The organism is Salinimicrobium aquimaris (genome assembly GCF_035607535.1).
In the GTDB taxonomy this organism is placed as follows: Bacteria; Bacteroidota; Bacteroidia; order Flavobacteriales; family Flavobacteriaceae; genus Salinimicrobium.
The window spans coordinates 44847-60435 of sequence record NZ_JAYDZX010000004.1 but is presented as its reverse complement, the minus strand read 5'-3'; the positions used below and the strand labels follow the sequence as shown (position 1 = coordinate 60435).

The following is a 15589-nucleotide window of genomic DNA, read 5'->3' as shown; positions in this document are numbered from 1 at the left end:
ATTTGCCTTTAGAACCGGCTTTTGCCACTATCCTTTAATATGCGGTGAAGACCGAAAAGGCTGCCGATCAATCCACCAAGGGCAACTCCTACGCCTGCAAAGGTGACAGCTGTAGTTCCCACAAAGGGTGCAGAGAGCTGGCCCAGGTCTACTATTGCCCAGGAGCCTTCGGCTATTAAATAACCCACTACCCCAAGAGCAAGTCCCACAATTAGGGCCCCTATTACAGCAGCATGGAGAATAATTGGTCTGTAGATCACTTGGTGCGGGCCTTCATTTGAGAAGCCCGCTTTTAAGTCTTCTTCTCTTTTCCCGGTTTCTTTCATGATTCAGAATTTATATCGGTGGTATCGGTCATTTTTGAGGTCGTCTCTTTTTGATCAAATGGTGATAAATAACTATCTATTTCCAATTGCAGTTCCCGGCTAATGATCTCCTCATTTCCTATGATCCATCCAAAGTTGAGAATAGTCTCCTGCGGATTCGCCGGAAAAGGTTTTACCATTTCCAGATAATTCACCACCGCATCGGGCAAACTATCCTGCTCAACCAATAGGATTGGGCCGTGTTTACCCATGTGTCCCAGCACTGCAGCGGGAATCGTTCCGAGTACATTTTCGGCATTTGAAAAGATGTAATTATGGCCTGCCTGTGCTATTCCCCAGCCAAAGCCACGTGGGGTCCAGCCCCAACCCCAGCCGAAGTTCCTGCCATAACCCTTGTAACCGGCATTTACTGTATTAGATGCGTAGACATTGGGGCCTGCCACCCGCCGTACTAACCCAAAGCGCCCCAGCTCTTTAACTACTTTATCTGAAACAACATCAGAATTTCCGGTGACATACATATAAGATCCGTGGTCTCCATAGCGTCTGCGAAGGATCTCTTTTGTAGCCGCGGGTACGCTGTCTTTGTAAACCCAGGCAAATCCACGGCCCATATGGGCATTCCACCCCATGGCGCCCATTCCATGTTTGATCCCATCGGGGTGATCAATGGCCGAGATCACTACTTCATCGGGATGGTCCGACTTCATTGCTGCCTGCCACCGATCGAGAATTTCGGCTAATATTATGGGATTTTCTTCGTAGAAGGTACGCACCTTATAGTTGAGTTCTTCTTCTATTCGGGCCACTTCAGCCGGCGGAACATTTACGGCATAAACCTGGGTTCGGCCGTCGGGCATTACGCCGTCGGGCTTCAGGCGTTTCATTTCGGCAAAAGTGGCTCCTGAAATTTCTCCTTCCTCACTTAAGTAAAGCATTGGTGCATTGACCGGCATATGGGTAACCCGATGCATAGTAGTAAAAGCTATTTCTTCATCCTGCGGAACAAGGATTATAGCACCCACAGCATTATCTTCCCTGGTAGCCGGATATACCGTCTGAGTCAAAATAACCGCCTGTGTTTCGGGATCACTTCCCGGCAGCCTCACCGTAAAGGCGGTTACCGATGCCTCTTCCTGCAACGGCAGACCACTTTTTGCCGGCGGACCTTCAGATTTTCCGCAGGAATAAAAAACGAATGCAACAAGAGCTGTTAGTATTGTTCTTCTAGCGGTTCCCATGCTTGATATTTTTTCTTATCATAATTGAGTTTAACGGCCAGGCAACAAGGAATCCTACAAAAGAGGCAATCCACAGAGTTCCAAACCACAGGATATCATCTTCTTTTGGCATCATGGGAATATGGCTCATCATCATCCACCAGCTTACAGTCATCATTCCCAAACTTACAGCAGTCATGCTTAAAAATGCCACTTTTAACCCCTTTAGTAAGATCATCCCGTCTTTCATCTCCATCATGGAATTCTTCATTGGATACTGCACCAGGAAGATCACCAGGATCAATGCTCCAAGGTACATTCCAAACATCATAATTGGCATTCCTGCACCCGCCCAAAAAATTGTATCATTAACTCCTTCGGAAAAGAAGATTGGAAAACCAAAGTAGGCGAAAATATAGGCTACTGCGATCATTGCAGGAGCACCATACCCAAAGCCCATCATAGTCGCCGATGCAGCCTGGATTCCCGGTGGCCGTAACCAGCGTGTCATCATTCCTTCAAAATAAACCGGACGACGGTAAGCGTTCAGGTAAAGAATTACCCCCAGGACTGGCACCAGTGCTGCACCCAGGGTCCAGGCGATCTTTATTGGCACCATCACTTCGGGCAAGGTATAAGAGGAATGGATAAGGACGAAAATAGCGCCTGCAATACCCAGTGCAATGAATATAATAGCTATTGCTTCCATTGGTCCCAGGGCCACTGCTCCCATATCTGGATAAGGTGATTTTTCTACTGAAAAATCAAGGCGCGACTGTCCTTTGTAGCTCAGCCTGTCACTTACCACCCAAAAATGCCGGAACGGACCTTCGGAAGGCGTAACAAACCAGTCAGATCTTTGAGACCAGATGTAAGAATCTGTTATTGCCGGAAGCCCGCCATCATCTCCGGCATACAGTAAAGCTGCAGAATTAGATTTTGCCAAAGTGAGTGCGGCAAGTCCGTTTAAAGCATCTGCCGGAGTTGTGAGTACATATTGGAAGTAACCATTTCGTCTTTCGTGCTTTCTCCCCCATCCGAATTCTGTTTCTTCATCACGATATTTAGCTAATTGTACTGCTAATTCTGCCGGGCTTGAGGCCGAAATTTCCACAACTTCGCCAAATCCCTCCAGGTTATTGAAATTACCGGACTCCACAGCAAAGATCTTGCGGCCTTTCAAAAGCTCCCGATTGGCTTCCAATTCATCACTAAACACCAGCGGAGAATTGTTATAAGCAGCATAAAAGATGGCAGGAAGTGCCCATTGCAGGGCATTTTCATGATCTGCTGATACGACTATTACATGCTTGGCCTGCGAATCTGCAGTTATACTTTGCTTTACAAATCCCTTCCAGTTTTCTGCTGTAGGAACAAAATTAGCTGTCTTTGCTTCTTCATACGGAATGCTTTCCTTTAACTGAGAAAATATCTGTGGGGCACCACCAGTTAGCCTCGTGGTATTCTTCATGTGTAAAGTAAGTCGTCCTGCCTCAGGATCATGGTCCGGAGTTACCAGCCCGGCTACCTCAACACCTTCTTTAATAGTAAGTAAAAGCCCAAAACTTAAAACGAGTAGAATAAAAACTGCCAATACCGGATAGGTCCAACGTATCATTTTTTTAATTTTTAGTGCAAGATGTGTATCAGGATCCACGCCAATCCTCCCAGGCCGACGCTCCCGTGAACTACTGCAAGCCACTTGGGCACATTCTTATGTCTTATATCTCTGGAAAACAAATAGAACCCGACAAGTGCTGCAATTGAAAATATTATGAAACTGTCCCAGTGTTTGTGATGCCTTTCTGTGGTAAGAGCAAAGGTTAACAGGACCAGAATGCCCAGAATGGCAGCCGTGCCATGAGCAAAAACAATTGCCTTAGGCGGAATTTTTTGATCAAGAACATAGGTGAGTAAATAGCCGCCAAGAAAAACGGCAATGGCAATAAGAATTACTGCGGTAATAACCATAGCTCTATTCTTTTGGGTTCATATTTCGCTTGTCAAGAGGTGAAAATGCCGGGCCTTCAATTACTTGTCCGGTAGCCTCGAAGCGGCTTCCATGGCAGGGACAATCCCAGGATTTTTCAGCGTCATTCCAGTCTACTATACAATCCATGTGCGTACATACTGCCGACTGGCAATGTAGCTGCCCCGATTCGTCTTTATACACAGCCCACTTTTCGTCATCAACCTCCACTACCTTCCCCTGGCCTGCTGCAATTTCTTTAAAGGATTCGGCATCCGCCTTTCCGGGAATATCTTTAAGATACTGCTTGGCAACATTCAGATTTTCCCTAATGAAATTCTTTGTAGATTTTATTGGCGTAAACCTGGAAGCTTTATAAAGATCACTCCATTCGTTCTTCCTGTCGTTCAATTGGTCATTCAGGATCATTGCAGAAAGAACGCCGTAGGTTAGCCCATCTGTAGAAAAACCTGTAGCCAAATAGATATTCTCGTCTGAACTTTCTCCTATATAAGGCAAACCATCTGCAGGTTTATAGTGTTGAGCACTCCATTTATATTCAATCTCGTCCACATCAAAGTAGCGCCTTGCATTTTGCTCAAGCTTTCCAAAGAAGCGGCTGTAATCATCCTCCTGTCCTACCTTGTGATGACCCCCAAGAACAAGTACATAATTATCATTTCCCTTGCTATAGGTGCGCAGCGAGGTATGGAAATCGGCTTCGGTATCCCAGTAAATTCCATCGGGAAAATTACCCGATCGCAGTTTAGCGGCAATAGCGTATTCTCTATAAGGATAAAGAGCAGTTTGCAGGCCGTAAATGCCCTTGGGAGTATGGGTGGCTAAAATGACCTTTTTGGCAGTCACTGTTCCGGAAGAAGTAGATAACACCAGCTCCTCCTCCTTTTCGATATGATGTACTTCAGAATTTTCAAAGATCTGGCAGTTTGTACTATCGATCTTTTCTGCAAGGCCTCTCACAAAAGCGGCCGGATTAAACTGAGCCTGGCCTTCTACTTTTATGGCGGTACTCACCTTTACCGGAATGGGCAGTTCATGCAGTTCCTCTACAGGCAAATTGTAATTGGCCGCGGCATCTATCTCCTTTTCAATCGTTTTATCCTTCTTGTCGGTCTCGCTGAAGAGGTACCATGGCACACGTTTAAAACTACAATCGATCTTATGCTCGTTCACAAGTTCCTCCACCAGGTTCACAGCCTGTGCCCGTGATCTTGCAACCCTGGCAGCAGTCTCCTTATCCCATTTACTTTGGATGTGGTGCAAACGCTTATCGACCATTGCGTAAAGGTTCCCGGTAGAATCGCCTGTAGTACCTCCACTAATGGTGCCCGCCTCCAGCAGTACAATTTTTTTACCCGATCGGGCCAAAAGATAAGCTGCAGTAATACCTGTAATTCCACCTCCTATGATGGCAATTTCGGTTTCCAGGTTTCCGTTAAGCGCAGGGAAATTGGTTTTTGGAGCGGTTGATTTCCAGATAGATCGTGTCATAGGTTGGCTTTTCCCTTAAATTTAATACTCAATCTTCCTGCTGCCAATTCTTTTCCGTTAGTTTTTTGTTAATCCTATAGCAAACAACTAATCCTTGTAACATTATCCATAGATCTACGTCTTAGTATAAACTGCTGTTATGAGATTTTTAATTCTGCTTCTGGCATTCCTTCAATCGTCAATTGGTCTGGCCCAAGAGGTGAAAGCTCAGGTCCTTGATGCTTCAAGTAAAAAGCCTATTCCTTATGCCAATGTGATCTTTTCTGAAAATCGTGGACTGGTCACTAATGACGAGGGTTTTTTCAGCTATAATTCTGAAGATGAAAAACTGCCGGAACTTATAAAGATCTCCTCGCTGGGATTTGAGCAGCTGGAAATTGCTCCCGAAAAGATATCAGGAGGCATCATCTACCTCACCCCAAAGTCCATTGAACTGGGTGAAGTTTTTCTTTCAAACAAGAACCTTTCAGCAAAAGAAATAATAGAGAAAGTAAAAGAAGAGGTTGCCAACAACTACAATTTTGACAATAGCAGGAAAAGGGTTTTTCTAAGACAGTCGGATTTTAATTATGTCCGCCGATTTGACCTGGAGGTGGATAAGAGTACTATTGCCGGGATCGACCAGAGGCTTATGAATGAGATCTCTTCACAGATCCCAAGGGTCTCAGACTCCTACAAAGAAGTACTTGCCGATATGTACGGGAATTTCGATTCTCAAAAACTCCAGATCATCAAAGCTGCTAACCTTCACAACCCACAGAGCACCCAATCCCTTGAAGAACTTACAGATCATTTGAATTCTCTTTTTATGAATACCCTGAAAGAACGCTCTTATCTCAAGGTGCGTTCGGGGATCATTGGCGTAAAGATCGATGAAGATGAACTTAAGGAGGAGTTGGTCACGAAGGAAAAGAAGAAGGAGAAAACTCCCGAAGAAATAGAGAAAGCCAGGTTGGAAAGCAAAAAGAGCCTGGCAAAAGCTTCAGATTCCAGGGTGAAGCGTCTCTTGAATGGGATGTTCTGGAAGGAAGACATTACGTTCAACCTTTTTGACAAGTCAAACCGGTACAAATATCACCTCAACGGCTATGCCTGGATCGACAATGCAGCAGTCTATGTTATAGATTTCGAACCCAGGTGGCGGTCAGATTTTAAAGGAAGGATCTATGTGAATACTGCAGATTTTGGGGTGCACCGCCTGGAATACGAGAATGTAAGGCCCCTGAAGAAATTCCGCCTCTTCGGAATAAGTACAGCCGATGATGTTTACCGCGGAAAAATGATCTTCGTAAAGGATGAATCCGGGAAATACAATCTTAGCTACGTGGAGCGTGAAACAGGCGAGACAGTAGGCATCGACCGGCCGCTTACCATCATCGAAAAAAATAAGCACGTGCCAGGTCGACGGAAGCAGAACGAGCTTGACCTTGATTTAAACCTAAAATTCAGTCAAATACAAAAACTGCAACTTGTAGTCTACGAAAATGAAGCTCTCGCTCCCGGTGAACTTGAAAAGCTGTCTGCAGCTGCCGACTTTGAATACGAGACTTTCAAGGTTTACAACCCCGATTTTTGGAACGGTTATAACATCATAGAACCCAACGCAGCGATCAAAAGCTTTACGGCATTGAATTCGGAAGATGAAGAGCTTTAAATTGCTTTTTTGACCTCCCAGTACAGTAGAGAGTACGGCAGCCTGATGGTTGCTCCAGAAGATTTTTAAAAGGTATTAACCCCACGGCAAAAAAATAATCCGCAGTAAAGGTCAACCCATTCCAGCCTCGAGAAGACATGCTGTGAAATACCAGAAACACCGTAGATAAGAAAAATCGTGCCTGCAATTGTATAGATTGTCTGGGAAATTAATGGCGAGGGTAAACAGGTGTATCGTAAAATCATCAGGTTGACTTAATTGATCGAAAGAACCTTCCACAAATGGCATTTTTGAAGCCTCACCCCGGAAAAAGCTTATCTTGAGCAAAAATTTTAATACATGTATAAATTCAGTTTTCTAGTCCTGATGTTTTTCTTCGGAAATATACTTCAGGCGCAATCGGAAAAAGAACATATTTATCAGCTTCTTGAGGATTGGCACGAAGCAGCCGCCGAGGCCAATTTTGACAATTACTTCAGCATGATGGCTCCTGCTTCAGTTTTTATAGGTACAGATGCTACCGAAAACTGGAACAAACAGGAGTTCATGGAATGGTCCAAACCATATTTTGACCGCGGAAAAGCCTGGAGTTTCTCCACCCTGGAGCGAAATATCTTTTTAGACGAAGATAAAGATCTGGCCTGGTTCGACGAACTGCTGGACACCCAAATGGGCATCTGCCGCGGTTCGGGTGTGGTGGTTAAAAAGAATGGTGAGTGGAAGGTTAAACACTATGTGCTTTCCATTGCAATTCCTAATGAAAATGTAGATGCGGTTACCTCTTTAAAAGCTGCTTTTGATCAGGCTTTAATTTCAAAAATCAGATCCCGCTAAACTGCTCAAAAAGGAAAAACTATTGATCATTTTTCTTATTTTTCGCCACTCAAAAAACAATTACTTATGAATAGAATAACAAAAGCATTTCTTTTTCCATTTTTGACTGCCGCAGTGGTTTCGGGCTGTAAAAATGACAAAGATATTGCCGAAACTCAGGAGTCACCTGGGATTAATCTTGCTAATATGGATACCACTGTTACTCCACAGCAGGATTTCTTTAGGTTCGTGAACGGCCGCTGGCTGGACACAAACGAAATTCCTGAAGATAAAACTGTATGGGGAAGTTTTAATGAACTCCGTGAAAAAACAGATAAAGATGCATTGGCCCTTTTGGAGGGTGCAGTAAACAGTGAGGATCTTGATGCTTCGAGCGATCAGGCAAAAGCGGTTTACTTGTATAAGACCATCATGGATACGGTAGCACGAAATGAGCAGGGAATTGAGCCTATTCGGCCTTACCTCGAGAAGATCGCCGCTATCAAGACAAAAGAAGATCTTCAGAATTACCTTGAGGAGATGCAAATGTACGGCGGCGGGGGATTCTTCAGCTTTGGTGTGGGTGCCGATGCGAAGAATTCAAACATGAACGCAGCATATCTTAGAGCCGGAAGCCTTGGATTGCCAGATCGTGATTACTATATCTCACAGGATGCCGATTCCAAAGACAAGCGTGAAAAATATGTTGCCCACATCACCAGAATGCTTCAGTATTTAGGAGATTCGGAAGAAGAGGCAGCAAAAAACGCAAAAAACATCCTTGAGTTTGAGACCGCCCTGGCACAACCGCGTCTTGATAAAGTAGAGCGCCGGGATGCCCGAAAAACCTATAATCCTATGACAGTCGCCGAGCTTCAAAAAACAGTTCCTGCTATCAACTGGACTCGCTACTTCGAAGCTATAGGCGCTAAAAAAGTCGACACCGTGATCGTAAGGCAGCCAAAATACATGCAGGCCCTGCAAAATACCCTTGCTTCACAGAATGTTGAGGAATGGAAAAACTACCTGCGATGGACGCTCTTCAATGATGCAGCTGGAATGTTGACCACAGAGATCGAAGATGCGAACTGGGAATTCTATGAAAAAACCCTTCGTGGCGCACAAAAACCACTCCCCCGCAATGAGCGGGCCCTTGCGACGATTAACCAGACCATAGGTGAGGCTCTTGGAAAATTATACGTTGAAGAACATTTTCCTTCCGAGGCCAAGACCCAGGCAGAGGAAATGATCCAGAACGTGGTAAAAGCTTTCGAGAACCGCATCGATCAGCTGGCATGGATGAGCGACAGCACCAAGGTGAAAGCTAAGGAGAAGCTGAACACCACTGTGATCAAAGTGGGATATCCAGATGAGTGGAAAGATTATTCTACTGTCGAGATCAAGCAACCAAAGGATGGAGGTTCCTATTTTCAAAACCTTCTCAACATTGCAAAATGGGAAACTGAAGAAGATATTGCCGAACTTGGCAAACCTGTAGATAAAAGCGAGTGGTTTATGGCGCCACAAATCGTGAATGCATACTACAACCCGGCTTATAACGAGATCGTGTTCCCAGCTGCAATCCTTCAGCCGCCATTCTATGATTATAAAGCCGATGCTGCTGTAAATTACGGCGGAATTGGTGCTGTAATAGGACACGAGATCTCTCACGGTTTTGATGACAGCGGTTCCCGTTTTGATGCCGACGGAAATCTGAACAACTGGTGGACTGAAAAGGACCTGGAGCAGTTTGAAACTTTAGGCGGAAGACTGGCAGACCAGTACAGCGCTATTGAAGTACTCGATTCAGTTTATATTAACGGGAAATTTACTCTTGGAGAAAATATTGGAGACCTTGGTGGTGTGAATGCCGCTTACGACGGACTCCAAATTCACCTGAAGGAACACGGCAATCCAGGAAAGATCGATGGTTTCACTCCCGAGCAGCGTTTCTTTATGAGCTGGGCCACAGTTTGGAGAACCAAAATGCGTGAAGAAGCATTGAGAAACAGGATCAAGACAGATCCACATTCTCCCGGCGAGTACAGGGCGTATGTACCCCTTCAGAATATTGATGCTTTCTATACAGCATTCGACATTAAAGAAGGAGACCCAATGTATGTGAAGCCTGAGAACCGGGTGAAGATCTGGTAATACCTTTCAAAAATGACATTTTAAGCCTCTTCTTTTGAAGGGGCTTTTTTATTAGGAGCATGATTCCCCATGGTTGTTCATAGGATTCGGTGGCAATTCACCATGCCCCGCGCTCAAAGGAACTCATAATCCTATTATTTCTTACTATAGATCCAGCAGTTTTTGAAACAGACAATTTGTCCAAACGGCATTAAGAAAAGTTTAAAATTCAATTCATGTGTAGGCACGAGTATTTTATTAAATTACAGAATACCAGGTACTTAAATGCAAATAGCAGCAATTAAAAACCGACTTAATGAAAATACATGTAGCTTTTTTTGCGATTATGTTTTCCTTGTTTTTGACTTCCTGTGTGTTGGACCAGTACGCAAATAACGGGAAGCGGCAATCGCAGTCTGGCACCTACGAGCTCTATGATTCCGTGGACATCAACATCTTGGATTTAAACGGAGAGAATATTGAATTTGGGGATTTTTTCAGCGATACAACACTGGTCTGGTCGGGCAATCGGGGCGAAAGCAATGGCAATAATTTTGGTGACTTTAAGGTGTCGCTCCCCGTCAGTATTAACGTGACCAACAGCCGGGACGACACCTTGAACATTGAAGACATCTTCGGGGACAACAAATTCACCTGGCAAAATTCCGGGTTCCCGGGAAATAAGCCTGGCACTATCGGCGGGGAATTCAAGGTTGACATGCCTGTGCTCATCCGGGTCTCCAACAGCAAACGCATTCTGGTGGACCTGGAAGATATCTTTACGGATAACTTCTTCACCTGGACAGTTAGCAAGAACTCTAAAGGGAACATACCCTCGCAAGCTCAACGCTCCGGTTTGGTAGGAGGATCTCTCAAGATCGTTATGTCTGTAAAGATCGAAGTTTTTGATAGCGAGGACATCGAGATCGATATTGAAGATGTGCTCTGCGATAACGAATTTAACTGGAATGGTGGCGAACAGCACTCGGCGTCCTTCGTAGGTGGGTCAATGGACATTGAGGTGCCCCTGACCTTTCGTATAGAACGCAGCGATAGGGTAAAGATCAATTTTGAGGATAGCGCCGGGGATATGACACTCGATTGGATTGCAGGGAGCAGCGATAGTATTGGCGGTCCACTTCGTTTCGATGTGCCCACCACCTTTATCGTCGCCGACAGCCGCGACGTAAATATCGACTTTGAGGATCAGGCCGGCGACAACATCTTTAATTGGGTGCTTAAGAACCGGAAATCTCCAACGCCGGAGCTCAAGAGCTCAGTAACTGCTTCCACCCCGGCAGTTTTTCGGGTGACAGATGGCAGTAGGAGAGTAAAAATCAACAGTGAAGATTTTTTTGGTGACAACCTGTTGGTGTGGAAAGGACCATTTAGTGAGGATGCTCGCTCCAGCCTGGACGGTTCAATTTTGGTTTCGGCACCTACGAAGTTCCTGATAGAGGAAAGCTTGCAGGTCAGCATTGATGCCGAGGATGTTTACGGTGATAATATTTTTGTCTGGTCTCCACATCATATTGAGCAGGCATCATCGCTCCCGGCATCGGTCTACGAGGTCGTGGGGGAAGTGCAACGCGAGGTCGAAGGGGAATCGGTGATCATTGAATTCGCTAACCTGAACATGGGCAATCAATACCTCTGGGGACCTGAACCCGAAGAGGACTAAAACTAGAACTGCGAACGGGATGCCTGATACTTATGAATAGGGAACATCGGGTCCCGGACTTTTTCGGGTGTGCCTTTACCGGCCAGGAACAGAAGGTTGGCCTCTACATTACAAAATTTACCAAAAGTTGCCTGACTTCGGGTAACCACATCCTATTTCTGCAATACGTTTCCCGGAAGACTGGGCTGACACGGGATCAGCTCTTAAGAGACTTTTTCCCGCCTCCACTGAGGGATGTAAGAATATTTACCCCTATATTAGTAGAGAGATCCTGCTCCTTCTTCCCTACCGCTATCGCAGATCAAAAAAATTGCTTTTATCCCGTCCCTGGAATTATAAAATTCTAGAATATATTGGGGCTAACACGTTAGCCACCATATAATCTCCTAAAGATGAAAAAAACAGAAATAGAAGAATATTTGCTCAAACTTGAGCATAAACTGTTGATTGAATCAGAAAGAAAACCAATCGAATTAACACGTGATTGGGCAAATTCATTTCCCAATCAATCAGCGGTTTATTTATTTCGAGAAGAAGGAGAGATCTGTTATGTGGGAGAATCAGGAAGCATTCGAGGACGAATGAATGATGTACTCAATACCAAAAATCATACAGTAAGAAGGAATCTAGGAAGCAATCATTATTCAGAGCATCTCTCTTATGAAAAGGCGACATCTAAAAAGAGTTTTGCAGACGAAATTGAACTAATGCTGAACGACAGAATTCAGAAACATCTGACCTTGTCCTATATTGTTGTTGATCTCGGACGAAAGGAACTTGAAGAACGTCTGTACGCAAAACTGACTCCAAAATATAACCAAAAAGGTAAACGAGGAGTTAAAAAAGCCTACACAAAAGCTGAAAAACAAGTAAAGGATCAATATGCCTATGAGAGATGGACTCCCGAAAGCGACGGAGAACTTGAAAGACTTTTTTGTGAAGGAAAATCGATTACCGAACTGAGTCAAATCTTTGGTCGCAACGCTGGAGCCATAAAATCAAGAATAAAAAAACTGGAACTAAAAGAAAAATGCGGTGGCTAACACTGAATATCACAACTGAAGGATACCTCCTATAAATAAGATTTTTGACTACCTTTAAAAAAAAGTTTTTATCGGACAAATTCCAGCCACCAAGCCGCAACTTGCGTTATTCGAAACCGTTGGCTAGCACACAAACCACTGAAAAATGAAATTATTCGCCGCTTTTTGTTTTCTCGGGCTTATTGGAGCTTCCTCTAGCGCTCAGGAATTAGATACTGTACTTGACCTCGGTAAAAAAGTAGACTCAATTTTTAAATTTCAGATTGGTTATGTCATTGATTCCACTACAAATATGAAACCCGATTACAAGTCGGATACCATCACCTACAAAGGAATTCGTCCTGCTCGTAGTAGTTTCCCTTTTAACCCTCTGCCCCTAGTGGTACTGAATGGAAATATAACGAACCTTGAGAATCTTGATCAATACAAATGGAAAGATGTTGCAGAAATAAAAGTTTTTCCAAAGAACGACTACACTGCAATGGCACTCTACGGGACGAGCGCCAGAAATGGATTGATATTGATACAATTAAAAAATTAGAACGCTTTGCAATTAGAGGCATCAAAAATGGCCTTTTTGAAGGTTGGTTTCCCAATCATTTCTATAGTGAAAACCCGCCACTTTCGTCACCCGGTACGTAGCTACACCGGCAAGAATAACGCGTAAACCCTAAATCTATATTTTTCAGGTGCTGTTCCAGTAAAATACCACCGAAAAATACCGTTTTAGGAGCCGCTCTCCTTTAATAGAGCCTTCTACGGGCTTCCCGTAAGCTTCTTGAAAATTTTAACTATATTGGTCTCCAGATCTTTTTCCTTCCCTACCTCTAAAGATCCAAAGTTGAAATTCCGTCCTCTTTCCCGATCCGTATTGGATGCCGGGACCAGATCTCGGGCAAATGAATCCTCTTATTGATGAAAAAATTTTTCCTGTCCCTCGCCTTTTGTGGCCTTTGCTTTTTTGCTAATTCTCAAAACGCAAGTGTAGAAAAATCCACCTACGGCATCCAGAGCGGAATTTTGGGCCTGTGGCTCCATAACGAAACCGCACTTTCCAAAGAGTTCGCCTTGAGAAGTGAAGTGGGCTTTGACACAGGACTCTGGGCGGGAAGTTATTACGACAAGGTGGGTTTTTTACTGGCCCCGGTAATTAGTCTTGAGCCGAGATGGTACTACAATCTCAACAAAAGGGAAAGAAAATCCAGAAGAACAGATGGGAATTCAGGAAATTTCCTATCCCTACAAACCAACTATCATCCCGATTGGTTTGTGATCTCCAACTATGAAAATATCAGAGTTATAAGTGATGTGTCCATAATACCTACATGGGGAATAAGGAGGCACATTGGCAGCCACTTTACCTATGAAACCGGAATTGGACTGGGCTATAAGTATACCTTTGCTAAAGCAGCCGGCTATCTTAAAAATGAAAGTGATCTTGCCCTTAACCTGCACCTCAGAATTGGGTACCGGTTCTAAATAAAAGTCAAACCAAACGCGATAAGCATGAAAAGATTAGCATCTATTATCCTCACTTTTTCATTGCCGCTTTTAAATATTTCCTGTAGTACTGAGCCGGATTTTTCCGATACCTGGATCAAGTATTCCACTTTTGATGATTATGCCCACAATGATGAGCATGAAGTTACTGAAGATACCATATACACCTCCTTCACCACTCCAGGAAAACCATTGATCCTACAGATAAGTATACAGTCTAACGATGGTAGTTCCCCCAGGTTCTTTAGGACTGTTGATAAAGGAGAGAGAATTGAAATCACCAACGAAGTACCCATGGGAGGATTTTATGAGCATGATAATGGCACTACCCGGTATATTAAAGAAATCGACATTATGATACCTTCAAATCTTTTTTCGGCAGGACAGATCATTGAATATGAAACTATTGTAGGTTCAAGTGCAGGAAATATTTCAAAAACCATTTCTTTTATAATTCAATAATAGCATTGAATCGGAAGCCACTAAAAGAAAAACAAAGCAGTTCCTTACCTTTTCAAAAATGACATTTGCCAGACCTCTAATTTTGCTCAGTTTTTTAACCTTTTTCTTTTGAGTAGTCGAATTGATAAGAATACAGTTTTGGACAATTGTTTTTTCAAAATAACCTAAAGTCTGCGCGGGATCTCCCTCCTCTTTTTCACTCTCTAGTTCTCTCCCTCCGGTATTCATGGCTATTCACAGCGAATGGCGGGTAAATGACGGGTGAAGTAATCCCCTAAATTTTGTACTTTTCTGCTGTTCCGGATAATATTGCTATGAACAAAAGAAACGTACAACATCAAAAATTATCAATTATGAAACAGCCGGAACTGGGTTTAAAAATTGCAGAACTTAGAAAAGAAAAAGGATTAACTCAGGAAGAGCTGGTGGATCTCTGCAACATCAGCGTGAGAACGATTCAGCGCATTGAGACCGGCGAGGTCACTCCGCGCAGTTATACAGTGAAAACAATTCTTGCAGCCATGGGCCATGACCTAAAGGATATTCGGGAGGAGAAAAATTCTACTTTAGGTAAAAACAAGCTCCTGCAGTTAGGCTGGATCTTTGGGATCGTCTATTTACTTCTCGGATTTTTAGAAGGTCCTATGGACTTCATGAGAATTTCTGAAGACCTTTCAGGAACCTCCACCTACTTTTTCTTTCCGGTGGAAGGATACAATCAGACCTTTTACCTTATGATCAAGCTACTCGTTTTGGGCTCCTTTCTATTCTTTTTTAGAGGCTTTGTCGCCCTGGGAGCTATCTTCCGCAATCCCCTGCTAAGGATCTCGGCACTGCTTCTTATGGCACTTATGATCTTTACCATAACACACGAAATCACCTCCCTCTTCTGGAATCCTGTAGATCCTCTTTTGATCTCCATGGGAATATCTGTTGCTTTCGGGGTTCTGGGAATCATCTTCGGGATATCTCTTATCCGGCTGCGGAAAGGGCTTGGCTCACTCTGTCTTGTCGCCGGACTTTTAGAAATAAGTGCAGGAATATTCTTCCTTTTCCTTAATCCGCTAGGTCTTCCTATCCAGATGCTGGCAGGATTGTTTCAGGTGATCATCATGTACAAAGCATATCCCCGCCCTCAAAAAACTTCAGCTCAGCTTGCATAGTAAAGCATGTGAGGTTTTCATAAGGTTTTTTTTCTTTATTTTCTAATCTGTCAATCCGGCTGTAGAATTTTCTATAGCTGGATCTTTCTTGTACAAGAAGGTCTTCCTGAACT

At 43.8% G+C, this 15589-nt stretch carries 14 protein-coding genes; 9 read left to right on the top strand and 5 right to left on the bottom strand.

The genetic code is table 11. From position 1 onward, the window contains the following. Positions 1–8: 8 nt before the first annotated feature. From VR862_RS08025 to VR862_RS08005, 5 genes are read right to left on the bottom strand one after another with little or no spacing between them, the layout of a single operon-like run. A complete protein-coding gene (locus VR862_RS08025; RefSeq protein WP_324720438.1) occupies positions 9–326 on the bottom strand; it encodes a cell division FtsX domain-containing protein in 318 nt (105 codons plus the stop codon). Beyond that, the gene (locus VR862_RS08020) at positions 323–1567 is read right to left on the bottom strand and encodes a hypothetical protein (RefSeq protein ID WP_324720437.1); all 1245 of its coding nucleotides are present in this window, start codon (positions 1565–1567) and stop codon (positions 323–325) included. Before VR862_RS08020 ends, VR862_RS08025 begins: the two co-directional genes overlap by 4 nt. Next, positions 1554–3164, bottom strand: coding sequence for a DUF4396 domain-containing protein (locus VR862_RS08015; RefSeq protein ID WP_324720436.1), 1611 nt, complete (start codon positions 3162–3164; stop codon positions 1554–1556). The genes VR862_RS08020 and VR862_RS08015 overlap by 14 nt, the downstream gene beginning before the upstream one ends. Positions 3165–3175: 11 nt before the next feature. After that, entirely contained in the window at positions 3176–3517 is a 342-nt protein-coding gene (locus tag VR862_RS08010) for a hypothetical protein (RefSeq protein ID WP_324720435.1), read from the bottom strand. A 4-nt stretch (positions 3518–3521) separates the two neighbouring features. Next, the gene (locus VR862_RS08005) at positions 3522–5027 is read right to left on the bottom strand and encodes an FAD-dependent oxidoreductase (protein ID WP_324720434.1); all 1506 of its coding nucleotides are present in this window, start codon (positions 5025–5027) and stop codon (positions 3522–3524) included. A 139-nt stretch (positions 5028–5166) separates the two neighbouring features. Here VR862_RS08005 and VR862_RS08000 point away from each other — a divergent pair, with 139 nt between their 5' ends. The 9 genes from VR862_RS08000 to VR862_RS07960 all read left to right on the top strand — a co-directional run bounded on the left by VR862_RS08000 (position 5167) and on the right by VR862_RS07960 (position 15476). Next, on the top strand, positions 5167–6681 hold the full coding sequence (locus VR862_RS08000) for a peptidase associated/transthyretin-like domain-containing protein (protein ID WP_324720433.1): 1515 nt from the start codon (positions 5167–5169) through the stop codon (positions 6679–6681). A 339-nt stretch (positions 6682–7020) separates the two neighbouring features. Next, positions 7021–7515, top strand: a complete 495-nt coding sequence (locus VR862_RS07995; RefSeq protein ID WP_324720432.1) for a nuclear transport factor 2 family protein — start codon at positions 7021–7023, stop codon at positions 7513–7515. A 66-nt stretch (positions 7516–7581) separates the two neighbouring features. Beyond that, complete coding sequence (locus VR862_RS07990) at positions 7582–9648, top strand: M13 family metallopeptidase (protein WP_324720431.1); 2067 nt, start codon at positions 7582–7584, stop codon at positions 9646–9648. Between the two features lie 295 nt (positions 9649–9943). Continuing rightward, the gene (locus VR862_RS07985) at positions 9944–11308 is read left to right on the top strand and encodes a hypothetical protein (RefSeq protein ID WP_324720430.1); all 1365 of its coding nucleotides are present in this window, start codon (positions 9944–9946) and stop codon (positions 11306–11308) included. A gap of 392 nt (positions 11309–11700) precedes the next feature. Then, the gene (locus VR862_RS07980; RefSeq protein WP_324720429.1) at positions 11701–12351 is read left to right on the top strand and encodes a GIY-YIG nuclease family protein; all 651 of its coding nucleotides are present in this window, start codon (positions 11701–11703) and stop codon (positions 12349–12351) included. Between the two features lie 145 nt (positions 12352–12496). Beyond that, positions 12497–12892: a hypothetical protein gene (locus VR862_RS07975; RefSeq protein ID WP_324720428.1), complete on the top strand. Its 396-nt coding sequence runs from the start codon at positions 12497–12499 to the stop codon at positions 12890–12892. Between the two features lie 374 nt (positions 12893–13266). Continuing rightward, on the top strand, positions 13267–13830 hold the full coding sequence (locus tag VR862_RS07970; RefSeq protein ID WP_324720427.1) for a hypothetical protein: 564 nt from the start codon (positions 13267–13269) through the stop codon (positions 13828–13830). A 27-nt stretch (positions 13831–13857) separates the two neighbouring features. Further along, positions 13858–14313 (top strand): hypothetical protein, encoded by a 456-nt coding sequence (locus VR862_RS07965; protein ID WP_324720426.1) that lies wholly within the window; start codon positions 13858–13860, stop codon positions 14311–14313. A 353-nt stretch (positions 14314–14666) separates the two neighbouring features. Continuing rightward, positions 14667–15476 carry a helix-turn-helix domain-containing protein gene (locus VR862_RS07960; protein WP_324720425.1) on the top strand — a complete coding sequence of 270 codons (810 nt, stop codon included), beginning with the start codon at positions 14667–14669 and terminating at the stop codon, positions 15474–15476. The last annotated feature ends 113 nt before the right edge of the window (positions 15477–15589 follow it).